General features: G+C 35.1%; 19 protein-coding genes and 1 riboswitch. Of the genes, 15 read left to right on the top strand and 4 right to left on the bottom strand.

Features of this window, described 5'->3' with window-relative positions; all coding sequences use genetic code 11:
- The coding region (locus DN394_RS19765; protein ID WP_149294159.1) for an ArsR/SmtB family transcription factor at positions 1–271 on the top strand (271 nt) is incomplete at its 5' end.
- A 58-nt stretch (positions 272–329) separates the two neighbouring features.
- Here DN394_RS19765 and DN394_RS19760 read toward each other — a convergent pair.
- A complete protein-coding gene (locus tag DN394_RS19760; protein WP_000646787.1) occupies positions 330–515 on the bottom strand; it encodes a YkvS family protein in 186 nt (61 codons plus the stop codon).
- Positions 516–996: 481 nt separating this feature from the next.
- Here DN394_RS19760 and DN394_RS19755 point away from each other — a divergent pair, with 481 nt between their 5' ends.
- From DN394_RS19755 to DN394_RS19710, 10 genes are all read left to right on the top strand, one after another.
- On the top strand, positions 997–2,196 hold the full coding sequence (locus tag DN394_RS19755; protein WP_046959354.1) for an L-lactate MFS transporter: 1,200 nt from the start codon (positions 997–999) through the stop codon (positions 2,194–2,196).
- A 646-nt stretch (positions 2,197–2,842) separates the two neighbouring features.
- Positions 2,843–3,628, top strand: a complete 786-nt coding sequence (dhbA, locus tag DN394_RS19750) for a 2,3-dihydro-2,3-dihydroxybenzoate dehydrogenase (protein ID WP_098092167.1) — start codon at positions 2,843–2,845, stop codon at positions 3,626–3,628.
- 26 nt (positions 3,629–3,654) lie between these two features.
- Complete coding sequence (gene dhbC / locus DN394_RS19745) at positions 3,655–4,854, top strand: isochorismate synthase DhbC (RefSeq protein ID WP_149294158.1); 1,200 nt, start codon at positions 3,655–3,657, stop codon at positions 4,852–4,854.
- Positions 4,855–4,866: 12 nt separating this feature from the next.
- Entirely contained in the window at positions 4,867–6,483 is a 1,617-nt protein-coding gene (locus tag DN394_RS19740; protein ID WP_098953997.1) for a (2,3-dihydroxybenzoyl)adenylate synthase, read from the top strand.
- Between the two features lie 30 nt (positions 6,484–6,513).
- Positions 6,514–7,407 (top strand): isochorismatase family protein, encoded by an 894-nt coding sequence (locus tag DN394_RS19735; RefSeq protein WP_098705191.1) that lies wholly within the window; start codon positions 6,514–6,516, stop codon positions 7,405–7,407.
- Between the two features lie 33 nt (positions 7,408–7,440).
- Entirely contained in the window at positions 7,441–14,601 is a 7,161-nt protein-coding gene (locus tag DN394_RS19730) for an amino acid adenylation domain-containing protein (protein ID WP_149294157.1), read from the top strand.
- Positions 14,598–14,822, top strand: coding sequence for an MbtH family protein (locus tag DN394_RS19725; protein WP_098705189.1), 225 nt, complete (start codon positions 14,598–14,600; stop codon positions 14,820–14,822). Before DN394_RS19730 ends, DN394_RS19725 begins: the two co-directional genes overlap by 4 nt.
- Positions 14,822–16,264 carry an MDR family MFS transporter gene (locus DN394_RS19720; RefSeq protein ID WP_149294156.1) on the top strand — a complete coding sequence of 481 codons (1,443 nt, stop codon included), beginning with the start codon at positions 14,822–14,824 and terminating at the stop codon, positions 16,262–16,264. Before DN394_RS19725 ends, DN394_RS19720 begins: the two co-directional genes overlap by 1 nt.
- 58 nt (positions 16,265–16,322) lie before the next feature.
- Complete coding sequence (sfp, locus tag DN394_RS19715; RefSeq protein ID WP_098705187.1) at positions 16,323–17,072, top strand: 4'-phosphopantetheinyl transferase Sfp; 750 nt, start codon at positions 16,323–16,325, stop codon at positions 17,070–17,072.
- Positions 17,073–17,108: 36 nt separating this feature from the next.
- A complete protein-coding gene (locus DN394_RS19710; protein WP_098705186.1) occupies positions 17,109–17,651 on the top strand; it encodes a cold-shock protein in 543 nt (180 codons plus the stop codon).
- Between the two features lie 36 nt (positions 17,652–17,687).
- On the opposite strand, the gene DN394_RS19705 is transcribed toward DN394_RS19710, so the two are convergent.
- The gene (locus DN394_RS19705; protein WP_001043960.1) at positions 17,688–17,960 is read right to left on the bottom strand and encodes an HU family DNA-binding protein; all 273 of its coding nucleotides are present in this window, start codon (positions 17,958–17,960) and stop codon (positions 17,688–17,690) included.
- 204 nt (positions 17,961–18,164) lie between these two features.
- Here DN394_RS19705 and DN394_RS19700 point away from each other — a divergent pair, with 204 nt between their 5' ends.
- Both DN394_RS19700 and DN394_RS19695 read left to right on the top strand, forming a co-directional pair.
- A complete protein-coding gene (locus DN394_RS19700) occupies positions 18,165–18,932 on the top strand; it encodes a DUF3891 family protein (protein ID WP_149294155.1) in 768 nt (255 codons plus the stop codon).
- A gap of 14 nt (positions 18,933–18,946) precedes the next feature.
- Positions 18,947–19,471, top strand: coding sequence for a DinB family protein (locus DN394_RS19695; protein WP_097916270.1), 525 nt, complete (start codon positions 18,947–18,949; stop codon positions 19,469–19,471).
- Positions 19,472–19,519: 48 nt separating this feature from the next.
- Here DN394_RS19695 and DN394_RS19690 read toward each other — a convergent pair whose 3' ends face one another.
- Together DN394_RS19690 and DN394_RS19685 are read right to left on the bottom strand one after the other, a co-directional pair.
- Positions 19,520–20,887 carry an alanine/glycine:cation symporter family protein gene (locus DN394_RS19690; RefSeq protein ID WP_097916272.1) on the bottom strand — a complete coding sequence of 456 codons (1,368 nt, stop codon included), beginning with the start codon at positions 20,885–20,887 and terminating at the stop codon, positions 19,520–19,522.
- Between the two features lie 107 nt (positions 20,888–20,994).
- Positions 20,995–21,115: riboswitch (glycine riboswitch) on the bottom strand.
- 208 nt (positions 21,116–21,323) lie between these two features.
- Positions 21,324–21,899 (bottom strand): hypothetical protein, encoded by a 576-nt coding sequence (locus DN394_RS19685; protein ID WP_097916274.1) that lies wholly within the window; start codon positions 21,897–21,899, stop codon positions 21,324–21,326.
- A 128-nt stretch (positions 21,900–22,027) separates the two neighbouring features.
- On the opposite strand from DN394_RS19685, the gene DN394_RS19680 reads away from it, so the two are divergent.
- Positions 22,028–22,402, top strand: coding sequence for a hypothetical protein (locus DN394_RS19680; protein ID WP_097916276.1), 375 nt, complete (start codon positions 22,028–22,030; stop codon positions 22,400–22,402).
- A gap of 194 nt (positions 22,403–22,596) precedes the next feature.
- Positions 22,597–23,217 carry a YdbC family protein gene (locus DN394_RS19675; RefSeq protein ID WP_097916278.1) on the top strand — a complete coding sequence of 207 codons (621 nt, stop codon included), beginning with the start codon at positions 22,597–22,599 and terminating at the stop codon, positions 23,215–23,217.
- Positions 23,218–23,298 lie beyond the last annotated feature (81 nt).

The following is a 23,298-nucleotide window of genomic DNA, read 5'->3' as shown; positions in this document are numbered from 1 at the left end:
AAGTTTAGTTTCAGAAGAAGATGTAGATATTTTGAAAATTATGGCTCACCCAATCCGATTACAAATTGTAAATGAATTAAGTACGAGAAAAACTTGTAACGTAACACAATTAACAGAATTACTAAATATTCCACAATCGACTGTTTCGCAACATTTATCAAAAATGAAAGGTAAAGTGTTACGAGCTGAGAGAAGAGGTTTAGAAATTTATTATCACATTAATAATTTAAAAGCGAGTAAGATTGTAAGTGTTTTAGGATATATAAACTAATGAAGTGTTTTCATATAAAATAGCCGCTGCTGGTGAGCAGGGGCTATTTTTTGTTGTTTTATGTATTCGCATTTAAAATTTTATAGTTTTTATGATTTACAATTGTTCGATCAAATTCAAAAGTACCACCGCTTACATCTGTAATTTCAACTAAGACCGATTCAGTATAAAGTTTTAGTACAGATCCTGTAATCTTTAAATTATTTCGTTGAAAAAGTATAGTATCCCCTACGTTTGCTTTCATAGTACCTCCTCATTAAAGACAGAAATATTTTTTTATTATATATATTAAACCACGTATAGATATATTAGTGAATATTTAGTTTTATTTATCAATAAAATATTTTTTATTTTATAAAAAATAAAGTGCATCGTAGTGTGAAAATAGTTTTTTTCTGTTTGTATATTAAAATCAAAATATTGCGATGTATTCATCATATAACTTGAGACATAATTTTTATAAAGAGAGATGATAAAACAGCTGTAAGTCGTATTGATGCAAAACATTATAATAGCTACTTACGTATTTAATAATTCGTTTTTGTATTTCGTCCTTCGTTTTCTGTAACTGATTCCATATTTTTGACGCTCTATCTTGTAAGTGCTTACATGAACAGAAACATCTTATACAATGAAGGTGTTAAATCAAATGAGGTGGCCAATATGAACATAAAAAAAGAAAATTTAGCGAATAGCATTGAAATAGAAAGAGGAGGCGGAAAGGTATGAAAAAATCAAATGTTAATCCATGGCTTGTTGTCCTTGGTACAGTCATAGTACAAATGGGACTTGGAACGATATATACATGGAGTTTATTTAATCAGCCTTTAGTTAGTAAATACGGTTGGAGTCTTAACGCAGTTGCTATAACTTTCTCAATTACTAGTCTTTCCTTAGCGTTTTCGACTTTATTTGCGAGTAAATTGCAAGAAAAATGGGGACTTCGTAAACTTATTATGATAGCTGGACTAGCATTAGGACTAGGATTAATACTTAGTTCACAAGCTTCCTCATTAATATTGCTTTATGTACTAGCAGGGGTTGTTGTAGGTTATGCAGATGGTACAGCATATATCACTTCACTATCCAATTTAATAAAGTGGTTTCCAAAGCGTAAAGGTTTAATTGCTGGTATTTCTGTCTCTGCATATGGTTCGGGTAGCTTAATCTTTAAATATGTTAACGCACAGTTAATTGAATCAGTTGGTGTATCACAAGCGTTTATATACTGGGGTTTAATTGTTACAGCTATGATTGTAATTGGCGCTTGTTTAATCCATCAAGCTGCAGATCAAGGAGCAGTTCATGAAACAAAAACTCAGGAATATACAACGAAAGAAATGTTAGGCACAAAACAAGTATACTTATTATTTATTATGTTATTTACATCATGTATGAGTGGCTTATACTTAATTGGTATGGTAAAAGACATTGGTGTTCAACTTGTAGGGCTTAGCGCAGCGACAGCAGCTAATGCGGTGGCTATGGTTGCAATCTTCAATACATTAGGTCGTATTATTTTAGGACCGTTATCAGATAAAATCGGCCGTTTAAAAATCGTTACTGGTACATTTGTTGTTATGGCAGCTTCAGTCTTGGTTTTAAGTTTCGTAGATTTAAATTATGGTATCTACTTCGTATGTGTAGCAAGCGTAGCGTTTTGCTTTGGTGGAAATATCACTATTTTCCCAGCTATCGTTGGTGATTTCTACGGTATGAAAAACCATAGTAAGAACTACGGAATTGTGTATCAAGGATTTGGATTTGGAGCACTTGCAGGTTCCTTTATCGGTGCACTTCTAGGTGGATTCAAACCAACCTTCATGGTGATCGGTGTATTATGTGTCGTATCATTTGTTATCGCAATTTTAATTCAAGCACCTAAGCAGAAAAAAGAACAAGAAGAGTATCGCAGCGTAGCATAAGTATATAAATCTTCTATCACACTATAAATACGAAAAAGCATCCTATTAAATAGGGTGCTTTTTTATGAATGATTATAACGAGGTTATATAATATTTGGGATTTTTTGAGACAAAAAAGTGAGTGAAATACCTGTTTGGATTATATTGGAATATCAAAAAATGATACATCATATTCGAAATACGTATTAAATCTTAAATTATAAACAAGACATATATCAGTAATTGCAAGATATATTTTCTCGGTATTTTCAGAAAAATGTTGAGAAAATATATACTTTGTTTTTTAATAAGGCTTTGTAAATGAAGGTATCTACAGTTAGTCTTCTACAAGTTTAAAAAGAGGAGTATGAATTAAAGGTGTAATGTAAGGTACTTATTAATGCTTTTAGATGTAATTGTGTTGAGAATCATTAAGATATTTTATCTGAAAAATAAAAATAGGTTGACAAGTTTATTGAGAAAGATTATCATTTCGGTGTAAGAATGTTAAATGAAAAACATTATCAATGAATAATATTTTGATGAAAAGTACACTTGACCAATTAGTTTAGTAAGTGTATTATTTTTAACATCATCAGTGATAATGAAAATCGTTATCACTGATGATGTTAGATTTGATTAATTTTTATATGAAAGGATAGATGAAATGAACATAGGGGAATTTGATGGGAAAACGGTTTTAGTAACTGGTGCAGCGCAAGGTATAGGTAGTGTTGTAGCAAACATGTTTTTAAAAAGAGGAGCTACAGTTATTGGGGCTGATCAAACTGAAGAGGGGTTAAACGTACTCTTAAATGAAAATGAATTAAATGAAACACGTGTGAAAACGTTTCGTTTAGATGTGAGTGATAGTGCCGCTGTTGAAGAAGTAGTAGAACGGATTGAAAATGATATAGCACCGATAGATATATTAGTAAATGTTGCAGGGGTTTTACGTATGGGAGCGATTCACTCTTTAAGTGATGAAGATTGGAATAAAACATTCTCTGTAAATTCTACAGGAGTTTTCTATATGTGCCGAGCAGTAAGTAAATATATGATGCAAAGAAAGTCAGGGGCAATTGTTACAGTTGGCTCAAACGCGGCAAATACTCCGAGAATGGAGATGGCTGCGTATGCTGCATCAAAAGCTGCAACGACGATGTTTATGAAATGTTTAGGGTTAGAACTTGCAGCATACAATATTCGCTGTAACTTAGTTTCTCCAGGTTCTACTGAAACTGAAATGCAAAGATTATTATGGGCTGATGAGAATGGAGCTGAAAATATAATTGCTGGTTCTCAAAATACATATAGACTCGGTATTCCGTTACAAAAAATTGCACAACCTTTAGAAATTGCTGAAGCAGTATTGTTTTTAGCCTCTGATAAAGCGAGTCATATTACAATGCACAATTTATGTGTCGATGGCGGAGCTACATTAGGAGTTTAATAAAAAATTCAGGAGGTTTTAATACTATGAATGAACTTATAGCCGTAAAGGAACTGTCGGAAAAATTATTAGAAGATTATAAAACTGAATCTTCGTTCTTTTTCGCTTCACCAACTCGAACGATATTGACAGAAGGAGAGTTTACTAAAGTAAAACATCATGAAATTGAAAGTTTTACAGAACTTGTACAAGCGGTATTAAGCAATGCAAAACAAGCTGGAAATCCGAATCCTATCGTTGTTGGTGCTTTGCCTTTTGATCGTAGAAAAGAAGTTCAACTTATCGTACCAGAACATAGTAGAATTACTGAGCGTTTACAGTTAGAGACAACAAATGAGATAAAACGAAATGAGAAACTGACAGTTGAAATGACACCGGTTCCAGCTCCTGAAGTTTATATGAATGGTGTGAAGCAAGGGATTGAAAAAATTCAGGACGGAGATTTAAAGAAAATCGTTCTATCTAGATCGTTAGATGTTAAATCTTCAGAGAAGATTGATAAACAAAAACTACTTCGCGAATTGGCAGAGCATAATAAGCACGGTTATACATTTGCTGTGAATTTACCGGAAGATGAAAACGAGTGTAATAAAACATTAATTGGAGCAAGTCCTGAATTACTCGTTTCACGTAATGGTATGCAAGTTATTTCTAATCCGTTAGCTGGTTCAAGACCACGAAGTGACGATCCAGTGGAAGATAAGAGCAGAGCAGAGGAATTACTTTCTTCTCCAAAAGATTTACATGAACATGCGGTAGTAGTGGAAGCGGTTGCTGCTGCGCTTCGTCCATACTGTCATACATTACATGTTCCGGAAAAACCATCCGTTATTCATAGTGAAGCGATGTGGCATTTGTCTACTGAAGTGAAAGGTGAACTAAAGGATCCGAATACTACTTCTTTGGAATTAGCAATTGCTCTTCATCCTACGCCAGCAGTTTGCGGAACGCCAATGGAAGAAGCAAGAGAGGCGATTCAAAAAATTGAGCCATTTGACCGTGAATTCTTTACAGGAATGCTAGGATGGAGCGATTTAAATGGAGATGGTGAATGGATTGTTACAATTCGCTGTGCTGAAGTGCAAGAAAATACACTTCGTTTATATGCAGGAGCAGGAGTTGTTGCTGAGTCAAAACCAGAAGATGAGTTGGCAGAAACATCAGCTAAGTTCCAAACAATGCTGAAGGCTTTAGGATTAAGAGATAATTCGCTGAATGAAAAATAGGGGGAAGAAATAATGTTATCAGGTTTCACGGAATGGCCAGAAGAATTTGCAAATCGTTATCGAGAAGAAGGATGTTGGCTTGGAGAAACATTTGGTTCGTTGTTAAGAGAACGTGCTGAAAAGTATGGAGATGAAATTGCAGTTGTAAGTGGTAATATGCATATGACGTATAGTGAGCTTGATAAAAAAGTAGATCGCTTAGCTTCAGGTTTACTGAATTTAGGAATAAAGCAAGAGGATCGAGTTGTAATACAGTTACCCAACATTATCGAGTTTTTCGAAATATGCTTTGCACTATTTCGAATTGGAGCACTTCCTGTTTTTGCACTACCTTCACATCGAAGCAGTGAAATTAGTTATTTCTGTGAGTTTGGTGAGGCGAGTGCTTACGTTATTTCAGATAAGGCTCTCGGCTTTGATTATCGAAAACTAGCAAGAGAAGTAAAAGTGAAAGTGCCAACTTTACAACATGTAATTGTAGTGGGAGAAGAAGAAGAATTTGTGAACATAAGTGATCTGTATATAGATCCCGTTCCATTACCAGAAGTTCAGCCAAGTGATGTTGCGTTTCTCCAATTGTCTGGAGGGACAACAGGGCTTTCTAAATTAATTCCTAGAACACATGATGACTATATTTATAGTTTACGTGTTAGCGCTGAAATTTGTAATTTGAATACGGATAGCGTCTATATGGCAGTTCTTCCAGTAGCGCACAATTACCCGATGAGTTCTCCAGGGACATTTGGAACTTTCTATGCGGGTGGAAAAGTAGTGTTAGCAACTGGTGGTAGCCCAGATGAGGCATTTGCTCTTATAGAAAAAGAAAAAGTTACGATTACTGCTCTAGTTCCACCATTAGCAATGATTTGGCTTGATGCAGCTTCTGCCCGTAATAACGATTTATCGAGCTTAGAAGTGATTCAAGTAGGTGGTGCTAAGTTTAGCGCTGAGGTTGCAAAGCGTATACACCCTACATTTGGATGTACGTTACAGCAAGTGTTCGGTATGGCAGAAGGGTTAGTAAATTACACAAGATTAAATGATCCTGAAGAAATCATCATTCATACACAAGGGAGACCGATGTCTACATTCGATGAAGTAAGGGTCGTTGATGAAAATGATAACGATGTGAAACCTGGTGAAGTAGGTAGTTTGTTAACAAAAGGGCCATATACAATTCGTGGCTATTATAAAGCAGAAGAGCATAATGCACGATCATTTACAAAGGATGGATTTTATCGCACAGGTGATCTTGTAAAAGTAAATGAACAAGGTTACATCATTGTAGAAGGTAGGGATAAAGATCAAATTAACCGTGGTGGTGAGAAAGTTGCTGCGGAAGAAGTTGAAAATCATCTATTAGCACACGATGCAGTACATGATGTAGCCATTGTATCAATGCCTGACGATTATTTAGGAGAACGTACTTGTGCATTTGTAATAGCTCGTGGACAAGCTCCGACAGTAAGTGAATTAAAAATGTTTTTAAGAGAACGGGGTATAGCGGCTTATAAGATTCCAGATCGAATTGAATTTATTGATTCATTCCCGCAAACAGGTGTTGGAAAGGTAAGCAAAAAAGAGTTACGTAAAGTCATTGCGGAAAAACTTATTATGGTAAAACAATAATAAATATAAAAATTGGAAGGAAGTGATTAGATGGCTATCCCATCTATTTCAGTATACAAAATGCCAGTTGAATCAGAACTACCAAAAAATAAAGTGAACTGGAAACCAGATCCGAAACGTGCGGTTCTTCTAATCCATGACATGCAAGAATATTTTCTTGATGCATATAGCGATAAAGAATCACCAAAAGTAGAACTTATTTCAAATATTAAGGTGATAAGAGAAAAAAGTAAGGAACTTGGTATACCAGTTGTTTATACTGCACAACCAGGTGGACAAACGTTAGAACAACGAGGGTTATTACAAGATTTCTGGGGGGACGGTATTCCTGCTGGACCAGATAAAAAGAAAATTGTCGGTGAACTTACTCCTGATGAGGATGATATATTCTTAACAAAATGGAGATATAGTGCATTTAAAAAGACAAATCTATTAGAAATTTTAAATGAACAGGGAAGAGATCAACTTATTATTTGCGGTATTTATGCGCATATCGGCTGCCTTTTAACAGCTTGCGAAGCATTTATGGATGGTATAGAGCCATTTTTTGTAGCAGATGCAGTTGCTGATTTTTCACTAGACCATCATAAACAAGCATTGGAGTATGCATCTAATAGATGTGCAGTAACGACATCAACAAACTTACTGTTAAAAGATTTACAAAGTGTAAAAAGTGATGAGAGTGAAGGAATCACTTTACAGGAAGTGCATGAACTAGTTGCACAACTACTTCGTGAGCCAGTAGAGAGTATTGATATTGATGAGGACTTACTAAATAGAGGACTTGATTCGGTCAGAATTATGAGTTTAGTAGAGATGTGGCGTCGCGAAGGGAAAGAAATAACTTTTGCAGATTTAGCAGAACGTCCAACTGTTTCCGATTGGTACAGTTTACTATCTTCACAAACAGCACAGGTGCTGTAATAAATAGACTACATAATAAAGGGGTAGTAAAGAATGCCTAATAGTCAAAAGGTTCGTCATTCGTTATCATCTGCGCAGACTGGTATGTGGTTTGCACAGCAATTAGATCCGCTTAATCCGATTTATAATACTGGGGAATATGTTGAAATAAACGGAAATATTAATCAAGAAATTTTCGAATTAGCAGTACGTAAAGTTGTAATGGAAGCAGAAGCACTACATGTTCGTTTCGAAGAGGATGAAATTGGCCCGTGGCAAGTTATTGAGAAATCGTCAAATTTTCATATACATTTTATTGACGTTCGTAAAGAAGAAGATTCTGAAGAAGCTGCTAAAATATGGATGAAAAATAATTTATCTATGCCAGTCGATTTGAAAACAGATACATTATTTACTGAAGCGCTTATTCAAGTTGAAAATAATCGTTTCTTTTGGTATCAGCGCATCCATCACATTGTGATGGATGGCTATGGATTTTCACTTCTAAGCCAAAAGGTAGCGAAAGAGTATACATCACTTATAGAAGAAACAAGAAAGAATGAAAAGCCATTTGGTTCTCTTGCAAAAATTGTACAAGAAGATATGGAGTATCGTGAGTCTAAACAATTTCAGGAAGATCGTACTTTTTGGTTAGAAAAGTTTGCAGATGAACCGGATGTCATAAGTTTAGCAGAACGAGCGCCGAGAACATCAAATGGATTTTTACGAGAAACAGCTTATTTATCCAGTTCGAGTACGAAAACTTTACTAGAAGATATCAATGTTTCGTTAACAAATTGGCCGGAATTTATTGTCGCTGTAACAAGTATTTATATGCATAAATTAACAGGTGCAAATGATATTGTTTTAGGTTTACCGATGATGGGGCGTCTCGGTTCTGCATCTATTTATACACCGAGCATGGTAATGAATTTAGTACCACTTCGTATTACAGTAACTCCAAATATAACTCTTGCGGAATTATTACAGCAAGTTTCTAAAGAGATTCGAGAAGTACGTCGCCATCATAAATACCGTCATGAAGAATTAAGAAGAGACTTAAAGTTACTAGGTGAAAATCAAAGGTTATTCGGGCCGTTAGTGAATGTGATGCCTTTTGATTACGGGCTTAATTTTGCTGGGAATCGTGGTATTACACATAATTTATCAGCAGGACCTGTCGATGATTTATCGATAAATGTTTATAAACGTTTCGATGAAAATGAGTTAATGATTCATTTTGATGCGAACCCGGAGGTATATAGTGAATCGGAACTAGCATTGCATAAAGAGAGATTTATGAATGTATTAGAATTAGTGATAAATGATTATCAAAAAGACGTGTCGATTGGAAATATAAACATTACTCTTCTAGAAGAAAATCATAAAGTTTTATTCGAATGGAATGAAACTAAGGAAGCTGAGGATTTAATCACTCTACCTTTATTATTTGAAAAACAAGTACAAAAAAATCCAAATAAAATAGCGGTTACGTGTAACGGAGTAGACCTTACGTATAAAGAGCTAAATGAACGGGCGAATGAACTAGCGCACTATTTAGTAGAAGAAGGAATAGGGCCAAATCAGTTTGTAGCTTTAGTATTTTCAAGGTCAATAGAAATGGTAGTTAGTATGCTAGCAGTTTTAAAGGCTGGTGCAGCGTATTTACCGATAGATCCAGAATATCCAGCTGAGCGAATAAATTATATAGTAAATGATGCAAAACCAATTTATATCATCACACATTCATCTGTTTCATCTAATTTAGTTATAGAAAATGATATAAAAAAAATCGAATTAGATCGAGAAGAAACAGAACTAGCATTAAAAGCATATTCTCATAGGAATCTACCATTTAGAAATGAAGAATCACTTTTAAAGCCTGCGTATACAATTTACACTTCAGGCTCAACCGGAAATCCAAAAGGTGTAATTGTTCCTATGAAAGCTTTAAGTAACTTTTTATTGTCCATGGATGATATGTTTTCACTAAATGAGAACGATCATTTAGTAGCAGTTACAACATTTGCGTTTGACATTTCTGCTCTAGAGATTTATTTACCTCTTATTAGTGGTGCAAGTTTAACGATTGTACAAAAAGAGGTAATTCAAGAACCCTCTGCGTTAACGGCACTGTTACAAGAAGAAAGAGTAACAATTATGCAAGCTACACCGACGTTATGGCAGGCATTAGTAACTGAATATCCAGAGAGGCTACAAGAGCTAAATGTGCTCGTTGGTGGTGAAGCTCTTCCAGCCCATTTAGCAAATACATTAAAAGAATTAGGTTGCTCTATTACAAACTTATATGGACCAACTGAAACGACTATTTGGTCTACTTTCATGAACATCGATGAAAGGGAAAGTGGTATACCTCCTATTGGAAAGCCAATTTGGAGTACAGACGTGTATGTATTAGATGCAGGTTTACAACCAGTACCACCTGGAGTAATTGGTGAATTATATATTGCAGGGGAAGGGCTTGCGAACGGATATTTAGGGAAACCAGAGTTAACGGCTGAACGGTTTGTTGCAGATCCTTTTGGAAAACCAGGGAAGCGCATGTACCGCACAGGTGATCTTGTGAAATGGCGTAACGATGGTGTGTTAGAATACATGAGCCGCGCAGATCATCAAATTAAAATTCGTGGTTTCCGAATTGAATTAGCTGAAATTGAAATGGTATTACAACGACATGAATATATTCCACAAGCGGTAGTAATGGTACGAGAAGATCGCCCAAATGATAAACGAATCATTGCGTATATCGTTGCCGAAGGTAGTGAAGGGATTAACCTTTCAGAAATTCGTTCTTATGTTTCAGAAAGTTTAGCGAATTATATGGTGCCATCGGCATTTGTTGTGCTAGAAGAATTACCATTAACGCCAAATGGTAAGGTTGATAGAAAGAAATTACCTGCTCCTGATTTTAATGAAATGAACAAGGAGAGAGTTGCTAGAAATCCGAAAGAAGAAATATTATGTGATTTATTTGCAGAAGTACTTGGTGTTTCTCGCATTAGCATTGATGATAATTTCTTTGAAATGGGTGGCCATTCGCTTCTTGCATCTCGTCTAATGGCAAGAATTCGTGAAACGTTAAGTGTTGAATTAGGAATAGGAAAATTATTTGAATCGCCAACTGTTGCTGAACTTGCGAAACAATTGGATCAAGCAAAAACTGCAAGACCAGCTATTAAGAAAGTAAGTAGACCAAATGAAGTTCCACTTTCATTTGCACAGCGCAGGTTATGGTTCTTAAATTGTTTAGAAGGTCCAAGTCCTACTTATAATATTCCATTGATCATTCGTATTTCTGGAAAGTTGAACGAGGAATCATTGCAAGGTGCCTTTTATGATGTAGTTGAGAAACATGAAACGCTTAGAACGATTTTTCCTAACGTATTAGGTAGTTCCTATCAGAAAATTTTAGATATGGAAAATTTAAATCTAGAGATGATAATAACAAAAACATGTAAAGATGAATTAGAAAGTATGCTTGCAGAGGCGGTAAGATATAGTTTTAACCTTGATGTTGAACCAGCAGTTCGTCTGCAACTATTTACAGTGAATGAAAACGAACATGTATTACTAATTCTATTGCACCATATTGTAGGGGATGGCTGGTCGTTACAACCGTTAACGAGAGATTTTACAGCGGCATATAAAGCACGATGTCAAGGTGACAGAGTACAGCTAGAAACACTTCCAGTTCAATACGCAGATTATGCACTTTGGCAACAACAACTGCTCGGTAATGAAACTACACCAGAAAGTCTTATTTCAACACAATTAGATTTTTGGAAGAAAGAGCTAGAAGGTTTACCAGATCAGCTGGAGTTACCTACAGATTACCAGCGTCCAATTGAAACGAGTTATCGCGGAGAAACAATTCATTTTCAAATAGATGTGGGTATGCATAATAGGTTAGTAGAGCTTGCACGGAAAAACGGGGTTAGTTTGTTTATGGTGTTGCAAGCAGGACTTAGTGCGCTATTTACAAGATTAGGTGCAGGTACTGATATACCAATCGGTAGTCCGATTGCTGGAAGAAACGATGATGCACTCTCTGACATAGTTGGTTTATTTGTAAATACATTAGTGTTACGTACAAATACATCAGGAGATCCAAGTTTTAAAGAATTATTGAATAGAGTGAAGCAGTCAAATCTTGCAGCTTATGAAAATCAAGATGTTCCATTTGAACGACTTGTTGAAGTGTTAAACCCAGTACGTACTCGAAATAGTCATCCGCTGTTTCAAGTTATGTTAGCTTTCCAAAATACGCCAGAAGCAACGTTTGATGCTCCGGATATAGAAGCGAACCTTGAAATTCAAAGCGTTGGTTCTGCGAAATTTGATCTAACATTTGAAATTAGCGAGAGTAACGGAGTTGATGGTACGCCAGACGGCTTAAACGGGTTACTAGAATTTAGTACGGATTTATATAAACGTGAAACGATTCAAAAATTGGTTGAACGATTCATTTTGTTATTGGATGATGCAGCGAAACATCCGGATCAATCAATTGGCACATTAGAAATATTAACTTTAGCAGAGAAAAATACAGTGTTAGAAAAGTGGAATGGTGGTTTTCAAATTGTACCAGAAATGACATTGCCACAATTATTTGAAAAGCAGGCTCATATAAATCCAAATTCTATTGCTGTCGTCTTTGAGGATGAAAAGTTAACTTATGAAGAGTTGAATAAAAAAGCGAATAAAATAGCTCGATTGCTAATAGCAAAAGGAGTAGGCCCTGATCAACTCGTTGCTTTAGCGATGCCGAGATCTTTAAATATGGTTGTAAGCTTACTAGCTGTTCTGAAAGCTGGTGCGGGATACCTTCCGTTAGATCCGGATTATCCGTCAGATCGTATTTCATTTATGCTCCACGATGCGAAACCATCATGTGTTTTAACAAATTCAGATGTGGAAATTGAATGTGATGAGGAACTGAAAATTTTAGTTGATGATGTGAAAGTAATAGGGGAAATTGAGAAATATAGTGAAGACAATATTGATGAAATGGAGCGCATGAAGCAATTATCTCCTTCGCACATTGCGTATGTTATTTATACATCAGGCTCAACTGGTAGACCGAAAGGCGTTATGATACCTCATCAAAATGTAGTAAGACTTTTAGGCGCAACTGATCATTGGTTCCAATTTGACGAGAACGATGTATGGACGATGTTCCATTCATACGCTTTTGATTTCTCGGTTTGGGAAATTTGGGGACCTTTATTATATGGAGGACGTCTAGTCGTAGTACCACATACTGTAAGCCGCTCGCCGAAAGAATTTTTACAACTTCTTGTTAAAGAAAAGGTAACTGTTTTAAACCAAACTCCATCAGCGTTCTATCAATTGATACAAGCAGATCGTGAAAATGAAGTAATTGGCCAAAAATTATCTTTACGATATGTTGTTTTTGGAGGAGAAGCACTTGAGCTAAGTCGATTAGAAGATTGGTATAGTCGACATTCTCATAACGCACCAAAACTTATTAATATGTACGGTATTACGGAGACGACAGTACATGTTAGTTATATTGAATTAGATGAAACAATCGTCTCTTTACGAGCAAATAGTTTAATTGGGTGTAGTATACCTGATCTTAAAGTGTATGTGTTAGACAACTATTTACAACCGGTGCCACCTGGAGTAGTTGGAGAAATGTATGTTGCAGGTGCAGGGCTTGCTCGTGGATATTTAGGAAGAGCAGGCTTAACTGCAGAACGTTTTATTGCAGATCCATTTGGTAAGCCAGGTACAAGAATGTATCGTACTGGAGACTTAGCACGTTGGCGTCAAGATGGGACGCTAGATTATATAGGACGTGCAGATCATCAAATAAAAATCCGTGGATTCCGAATTGAATTAGGGGAAATAGAAGCAGTAATAATGAAACATCCTAAAGTTGAGCAAGTAGCTGTTATTGTACGGGAAGATCAACCAGGGGATAAACGGTTAGTTTCTTATATCGTCGCATTAAATAATGAAATGATTGATACGAATGAAATACGTAAGTATGCTGGAGGTAGTTTACCAGATTACATGGTTCCATACGCTTTTGTAGTAGTAAATGAGTTGCCTTTAACTCCAAACGGTAAATTAGATAGAAAGGCATTGCCGGCTCCAGAATTTATCGCATCATCTTCTAGTCGTGGACCAAGAACACCGCAAGAAGAAATGTTATGTGACTTGTTTACAGAAGTTTTAAGTGTGCCGCAAATTGGAATTGATGACGGATTCTTTGATCTAGGTGGCCATTCACTTCTTGCAGTGCAGCTTATGAGTCGTATTAAAGAAGCACTTGGGGTTGAACTAAATATCGGAACTTTATTTGCAGCACCTACTGTTGCGGGTCTTGCTGAAAGACTTGAGGTGGGAAATGGACAAAGTGCACTTGATGTGTTGCTTCCATTACGAGCAAGCGGAGACCAATTACCACTATTTTGTGTACACCCAGCAGGTGGATTAAGTTGGTGCTATGCAGGACTTATGAAATCTTTAGGAACAGATTATCCAATCTACGGTGTCCAAGCACGTGGTATTGCTAAAAATGAAGAACTTCCAAAAAGTTTAGAGGAGATGGCGGCGGATTATTTAAAACACGTTCGTGAAGTACAGCCTCACGGACCATATCGGTTACTCGGTTGGTCGCTCGGAGGAAATGTTGTTCATGCAATGGCGGCGCAACTGCAAAATGAAGGAGAAGAAGTAGAATTACTCATTATGTTAGATTCTTATCCAGGTCACTTCTTACCGAATACGGAAGCACCTACTGAAGAAGAAGCGTTAATCGCATTACTTGCTTTAGGTGGATACGATCCAGATAACATGGATGGTAATCCACTTACGATGGAAAGTGCAGTAGAAATACTTCGTAAAGATGGAAGTGCATTAGCAAGTCTTGAAGAAGAGACTATTTTGAACTTAAAAGAAACATATGTAAATTCGGTAGGATTGTTAGGGAAATATGTACCGAAAGTTTATAACGGAGATATTTTATTCTTTAGATCTACTGTTATACCAGACTGGTTTGATCCTATCTCTCCAAATACGTGGCTAAATTATTTAGATGGGCAAATTGTGCAACACGATATTGATTGTAGACATAAAGATTTATGTCAACCAGGACCACTTACAGAAATTGGACAAGTATTAGCGAAATATTTGCAGGATAAGAAAGGGGTAAGTACAGTATGATGAATCCATTTGAAAATGATAATTACACATATAAAGTATTAAAAAATGAGGAGGGCCAGTATTCTCTCTGGCCTGTCTTTCTTGATGTACCTATTGGTTGGAATGTCGTACATGAAGAGGCGAGTAGGAATGATTGTTTACAATATGTTGAAAATAACTGGAAAGATTTGAATCCAAAAAGTAATCAAGTTGGCGAAAAAATATTAGTAGGAAAACGATAATGAAGGAAAAAATAAATCCAAAAGTAGTTGTAAGTATCGTATATATAACAGCGATGTTTATGGCTGCGATGGATGCAACGATTGTGAATGTAGCACTCCAAACGATAAGTAAAGAACTACAAGTGCCTCCATCTGCAATGGGGACGGTTAATGTTGGGTATTTAGTTAGCTTAGCTGTTTTCCTTCCTATTTCTGGTTGGTTAGGAGATCGCTTCGGTACGAAAAGGGTATTTCTAACCGCTCTTTTCGTATTTACAATTGCGTCTGTATTATGTGGAATAGCAAACGATATTAATTCATTGAATATTTTTCGTATCATTCAAGGTGCTGGTGGGGGGCTTTTAACACCAGTTGGGATGGCGATGTTATTCCGAACATTTTCACCAGAGGAAAGGCCGAAAATTTCACGGTTTATTGTTTTACCAATTGCTGTGGCACCAGCTATCGGACCAATTATTGGCGGTTTCTTTGTAGATCAAATGTCTTGGCGCTGGGCATTTTATATTAATGTACCGTTTGGAATCGTAGCGTTACTATTCGGTCTACTATTTTTAAAAGAGCATATTGAAAAATCAGCTGGTCGCTTTGATTCTCTCGGTTTTGTTCTTTCAGCACCAGGATTTGCGATGCTTATTTATGCACTTAGCCAAGGACCATCAAAAGGCTGGGTTTCTCCAGAAATTATGAGTACTGGGATAGCTGGGATTGTATTCATTACATTGTTCATCATTGTAGAACTTAGAGTAAAGCAACCGATGTTAGATTTACGCTTATTAAAAGAACCAGTCTTTAGAAAAATGAGTCTTATTTCATTGTTTTCATCCGCTGGTTTACTAGGAATGTTATTTGTTTTTCCACTTATGTATCAAAATGTAATAGGAGTTTCCGCATTGGAATCAGGCCTTACGACATTCCCAGAGGCAATTGGGTTAATGATATCCTCACAGATTGTGCCATGGTCATATAAGAAATTAGGAGCTCGAAAGGTAATTTCTATTGGATTAATTTGTACGACGATTATTTTTGTTTTATTAAGTTTTGTAAATCACGATACGAACCCATGGCAAATTCGGGCATTATTGTTTGGTATCGGTATTTTCTTAGGCCAGTCCGTTGGAGCAGTTCAATTTTCTGCATTTAATAATATCACGCCACCTTCTATGGGGAGAGCGACTACTATATTCAATGTGCAGAACCGTATAGGTTCAGCGATAGGAGTTGCTGTTTTAGCTAGCATATTATCTGGATTTGGAAGTAATGAAATACAGAATAATGCACAGTCAGATTTCTTACCATATCAAGCTGCATTAATTGGGTCTGCAATATTTTTACTTATAGCATTACTATTTTCTTTACGTATTTCTGATAAAGAAGTAATGTCAAAGAAGAAAGAAAAAATGTTATCTGTATCAAAAAAAGAGAAAGTACTTGTCAATGAATAACAATTTACGTAAGCTTTTTTAATGAAAATTGATATTCATTGTATAAAGGAGAGTTTACATGATAGAAAGTAAAGTTGTAGATTCTATTCCAACTTTGAATGAGAATGATTGTCAAATATGGTGGGCAAGAATTTCAGATTTACAAACATGGCATTACAATTTGCTAAACGATGTCGAACGAGAGAAAGCAAATTCATATCATCAATCGGCAGATCGTGCACGATTTATAATAGGTTGTGTAATTAGTAGATTAGTTCTTGGTAAAATACTTTCTATGTTACCAGTTCAAGTGCCAATTGATAGGATGTGCCCAGTATGTAAGTTACAACATGGCAGACCGCAATTACCAAAAGGAATGCCACAAATATCTGTTTCACATTCGGGTGAGTGGGTAGTTGTTGCATTTACAAAGTCTGCACCTGTAGGCGTTGATGTTGAACAAATGAATCCAAATGTGGATGTTATGAAAATGGCAGAGGGCGTATTAACAGACAGTGAAATAGCACAAGTTATGAAGTTACCTAATGAACAGAAAATAGAAGGTTTTTTAACATATTGGACTCGAAAAGAAGCAGTACTCAAAGCGACAGGTGAAGGACTAATGATTCCACCAGTAGGTATTACTGTATCAGCTCCAAATGATCCTCCAAATTTGTTGGTTTTTAAGGATAGGCAAGAGTTAGTAGAAAATACAATGATGGAGGATATAAGGCCAAGTGTAGATTATATGGCTTCAATTGCAATATTTAGTAAAGAAGTAACTGAAATTACACAGTTAGACGCAGTAGCGCTTTTAAATTATAAATAAGTTAAATAAAAAAATTTTATAGAAGAGGTGTTCCTCATGTTAGTAGCGGAAAATAGAACAAATGAATTCACTTATAATGTACAAGCAATTAAAAATATTTTATTTTCTGGAGATACATTATCTATTCATGCTTTAGAAAAGCTTTTGAATGATACAGTTCAGTTTGATGTTCTCGAACAAGAGGTACTTGATAGACAGTACATCCCGAAAGAAGCAAAGAATTTCTTTGATAAAAACGGAACATTTCTTTACCGAGTATCTAATGTTAGTTATAAAGGAAAAGTGTTATCTGAGAATCTAATTTTTGCGGACACTTCGTGTTTACCAAATACAATTAAGAGTGAATTAGAGAGTGGAAATATTCCAGTTGAAAAACTCATAGAGAAGATGGAAGTAAGAAGAAACGTATTATACGAAGGATATCAGCCATCTGGGAATATTATTGAATTGTTTGATGGATGCTCTGTTACGGCGAATGTGTATCCGACTAGAAAATATCAAATTGTAAGTAACTGCAAATGTATATTTTATATTTGTGAAGTGTATCATGCTGAGAATATAAAGGAATTACTTAAATAAACAAGAAACCAGCCTATAAAATGGCTGGTTTCTTGTTTATTTAACAGCTTCTTTTAACTCTTTACCGGCTTTAAATGCTGGAACTTTACCAGCAGCGATTTGAATTTCTTCGCCAGTTTGCGGGTTACGTCCTGTACGAGCAGATCTTTCGCGCACTTCAAAAGTACCAAAGCCGATTAATTGAACTTTATCGCCAGATTGTAATGCAGTAGCAATTGTGTCAAATACGGATTGCACCGCTGCAGAAGCTTCCTTTTGAGAAATATCAGCGGATTGTGCCACGTTTTTAACTAATTCTGTTTTGTTCATGTTTTCACCTCATAAAAAGTTTTTTAGAATGAATGTTTTAGTATAATGGATAGTATAGAGAAAGCTATTTATACAGTTAGAAAGAATACTATATAGTTATGTTAATTTCGTTGTAAGAGACTGAATCCCTGCTAATAATTAGGGATTAATTAAGAATTGATGTATAGAAAACGCTGTAATATGAGGATGAGGGGGAGTATATGAATGATTTTTCGTGAAAAGAATGAGAATGAAAGTATATTAATTCGTCAACATGATCATGGTTTTTTAGCTGGAGAGATTGCAAGGCACATAAAAGAAGATTTTTTTGAAAATAAAACATACTTAAAAGAGGCACTAGATGCAATATATGAGCATGATAGAGGATGGATAGAGCTTGATAAAGTACCGATTTTAAATGATTCTAAAAATATCCCTTATACATTTATGGATTGTCCAAGTTCATTGCGCTTTGTCTTTTATACGATTGGTTTAAATGAAATTGAAGAGTCTAATCCATATGGGGCGTTACTGTGTAGTAAACACTTTTTATCATTTCCATTAAATGATAAAGATGAAGAGATGCTTTCATTTTATACAGGGGAATTGGAACGACAAAAAAGAATATTGAAAACGTTAACAAAAGAACAATTTGCGATGTTCGATAAACATTATAGGTTATTAAAGTTTTGCGATGAACTTTCTTTATATGTGTGTATGAATAAACCTGGTGCAGAAAAGGAAGATGAAATTGATTTGTTTAAAGATGGTTTTGAAGGAACAGAAATGTTTAATAGTAAGGTGGAGAAACCTATTCAAGCTGAATGGGTGGACGAGGAAACAATTCGGATTACACCGTTTCCATTTCAAACGGAATTTCATACGTATGTAAAATATAAAACAATAAATAAACGTGAAATTGAAGAAAAAGGGATTGTAAAAGCTGATAGAGAATCGGAAATGGAGAAACAAAACATTCGTTTCATACAATAAGGAGGCGATTTCGATTGAAAGAGTACATGTTAAAACAGGTGGATTACCATGCTTGGGCTAATATACGGTTATTCAATCGACTAAAAGAATTACCAAGCTATGAGACTATTTTTAATGAACAGATACAGAGTGTATTTCCATCAATTAAGGATACTTTTGCGCATATTTATATTACAGATCAAGTGTGGTTACATATATTGCATGGTAAAAGTATGAATGAAGCAATACAAGACCGAGAAAATTTACGAAAACAAATCGAAACTAAATCGTTACATGAATTAGAAAAAATGTTTGAAAACATGGCAAATCAATATAAAGACTTTTTAATTGCAATACAAGACGTGAATGCTGTATTGGTTATCGAGAATCCATATGCAGGGAAATTAGAAACTTCAATTTTAGAGTTAGTACAACATGTCGTAAATCATGGTACATATCATAGAGGAAATATAACAGCGATGATCCGTCAACTTGGTCATTCGTCGACAATGATGGATTTTGTACTGTATTTACATATAGTGCAGAAGGAAGTGAAATAGGTGAAAAAAGAATGGCTTATTAAAGATAAGCCATTCTTTTTATAGTGACTAACTTGCCTGTTTTTTATGACTTTCTTTCAATTTCTCTGCTTGTAAAAAGCGGTTCGTTTCAGCAACAACAATACCACTTAACCCAATAAGGCCAATTAAGTTTGGAATCGCCATAAGTCCATTTGCAATATCAGCAAATGTCCATACGATACCTAGTTTTAAATTAGCACCTATAGCAATCATGACGATAAAGATTGCTTTATAATATTTAACAGCACCTTCTCCAAATAAATAAGCCACGCACTTCTCGCCGTAATACGACCATCCTAAAATAGTAGAGTAGGCAAATAATATAATTGCGATACCAAGAATCATACTACCAGCAGTGCCAAATACAGATTGGAACGCAAGTGTTGTCGCTTCAACGCCAGTTTTACCTGATTTCCATGCACCTGTAGTAATTAATACTAGCCCTGTAATTGTACATACAATAAACGTATCTAGAAAAGTACCAGTCATAGAAACTAAAGCTTGCTTTGCAGGTGAATCAGTTTTTGCGGCAGCTGCTGCAATAGGGGCACTCCCTAAACCAGCTTCGTTCGCAAATACACCGCGCGCCATTCCGATTTGAATTGCAGATGCAATTGTTGCGCCAATAAAACCACCAGCAGCTGCAGTCCCATTGAATGCGCCAGAAAAAATGAGTGAGAATGCTTTTGGAATTTGATCGTAGTGATAGAAAATAATAATAAGCCCAGCAATGATATAAAAGAAGGCTTTAATAGGAACGATATACCCTGTCACTTTCCCGATTTTTTTCACACCGCCTAAAATAACAATGGCGATTAAAAACGACATGAATATACCAGTTAAAGCAGGAGGAAAAGAGAAATTAATTCGCATTGCCTCTGCAACTGAGTTAGATTGCACCATATTACCGATACCGAAAGAAGCAGTTGTGCCGAATATAGCAAATAAAACAGCAAGCCATTTCTTACCTAAACCACGTTCTAAATAGTACATTGGTCCACCTGAATATTCACCGTTTTCATTACTAACACGGTATTTCACCGCAAGAATTGCTTCGGCATACTTTGTTGCCATACCGAACAAAGCAGTAATCCACATCCAAAAGATCGCACCGGGTCCACCGATCGTTACAGCAGTTGCAACACCGGCTATATTCCCCATACCAATCGTTGCCGCCATAGCTGTCATAAGTGCTTGGAAGTGGCTAATATCTCCAGAGGAAGATGTATCTTCTGATTTTTTAAAAGCTAGTTTGTGAGCGTATAATAGTTTACTAAACTGTAACCCTTTTAAACGCACTGTGAGAATGATACCAGTACCAACGAGTAACAACAATGTTGGTAATCCCCACACATAGTGATTGATTTGTTCTAATACTGTACTTACTGTCTCCATCTGTATTCTCCTTTTTATGAAAAAATAAAAACCACTTCAAGTAAATGAAATGGTCTCTGGAGAAACAAGGGATAGAAAAATAAACCGATACAAATCGGCATTTTCTTTCGCTTGTCTCTGTCCTTTTACCTGAGAGATTATCCGCTATAGTAGCGGATTTGCTCCTTCGGTGCTCTTTTTCCTCTGCGCTATATAAAAGCGAGAGGGAGTCTCTCCAGAGATTCGTCCCCATGCAGTTCTACTTGTAAACAAGACCTGAGAGTTTCAAAGTTGATTCAGCAACTTTTTGCCCCGTCGGTAGATCAATAGACCTTCTCCTGAATGGTTCATCCGAATTATAAAATTTATAAAAACTTTGATTGTAAATCAATAAAAACATTATAGACAGACAAAATATGAATTGCAATCATTTTTTATTTTAAAATAGTAAACAGTTTTATTTTTTTGTAAGGCCTAATTTACCTTCAACTTCATTTAAAATAGATAAAGCAATGACAATATGTTGATCCGCAAGTCCTAAAGCATGTTTAGTATTTTCAATTGTTTCATTGGATGGAGTAGAGTTATTTGCTCCGTCTATAATTAAATCTGCTGCGTTTTTCATAAATTTAGAAGCAGTCTTAAATTCAGTTGTGAAATAAATTAGTTGTTCTTGTATTTGTACTTCCGATATATTTTCTTTAATTTTCACAGTGTCTATTTCGTTCATAATTTTTTCATATTGTTTGGAAATAGCATTCATTGTGACTAATAGTTTATCCCTGTCTACTGAATCTCCGTTCATGTTAATCTCTTCCCAGGCAGGCAACCAATCTTTTTCGATGATTTCATTATAATTTGTAGTTAATTCATCAATTTTTGGTTTTAATTTAGTTTTAAAACTTTTTGTATCAATTGTTTCTACGGTAGTTTTTTCGTTATTATTTTTATCTTTAGTTGTGTAGAAAATCGTACAGGTAATAATAAAAATAGAAATAACGATTGTCCATTTATTAAAAAATAATTTCTTCAATGGGTAATACCTCCAAAAAATATCTCTTAATTATAATATACAACAATAATATTGTTAATAATAGAGAATATAGTTTGGAATTGATTTTAATTATATTTTTATATACATAAATAATCAAGATTAGTAAAATGATGAAAGTAATATGTGAGAAAAGCGGGTTTTTAGTGAAAATGAATAGAAGAAAACTAGTTTCAAATATTTCAACGGCTGTGTTATTAGTTGGTTTATTTACACTTATATATTTAAACAAAGAATCTAAAATGGAAGATTTTCCAGTAGCAATGTCAGCGATTCATATTAACGATGATAAGGAAGATGATTATAAATATATAAGTGTAATGCCTATTACAAAGGCTAGTGGATGGGAAAACTTAGGGGAAAACGGGCATACTGTTAGTTTTAAAAAAGGGGAGCGTAAGGTAACTGTATTACATTATCCAGGAGAAATTACGTATTATTTATTTGAACAAAAGGTGAATAAGGGAGATAAGATAAAGTTGTAATTCGTTAAGGGTTACATCTTTTCTTTTGATTCTGAATTATTTGAAATAAAATCAGATAGATGGTTTGATAGATGTAGTGATAAATATGATTAGTTCTATATGAACATAAAAGAGTAATGGGAGGATCATAAAAATATTATGTAAATTAAAAATTGTAAGTGGAAGATAAATTATATTCTAAGGGGGAGTTAAAAATGTTACTAAAAACAATCTACTGTAAAGTGGAAGAAGAGAAAAAAGAGTTATTTTCAAAAGCACAAGAAAAATGGCAAGCTATACAGCATCTAGATGGATTTTATGGACAATTTGGTGGATGGTATGAGGATGAGGCATGTGTATTTACTTTATGGGAAGATAGAAGTGCGTATCAATTATTTATGAATGGTGCTCACGATACCATTTATTTAAATAGTAATCAAGAGGATACGTTTCTTTCATGTGAAATTGAATTGTTTCAAACGTTGTATGATATAACTGATATGCCTTTGAAAGACGTTGTTACAGATGGGTCATTTGTAAGAGTTGCAATTTGTGATGTAAAACAACAGAGAGAAAAGCAGTTTTTACATAATCAAGAGGAAATTTGGAATAAAGGAATGGAGAAAGAAAAAGGGATGATAGGTGGAGTAGTTGGGAAGTCTTTAAAAAATGTAAATCGTTACATAGTGTTAACGTATTGGAATGATGAGATGGCTCATCAAACTTATGTAGAAGAAATTTTCCCTGAGTTGTATAAATTAGCTAATATTCATGAGGATATAGAAAAGGTACAAGGAAAACAAGCTGTATGTAAGGAAGAATGGCTTGTATATTAAGCACAGAAAAAGTGCATAAATGAATGTATAATAAAGATAATTTCTTATAAACAAGAAATTAATAGAAGACGTTATATACCC

Origin of the sequence: Bacillus sp. BB081, from assembly GCF_008368895.1 — a bacterium.
GTDB lineage: Bacteria > Bacillota > Bacilli > Bacillales > Bacillaceae_G > Bacillus_A > Bacillus_A wiedmannii.
The sequence above is the reverse complement of the archived record's forward strand: the minus strand, read 5'-3'. Positions and strand labels throughout refer to the sequence as shown.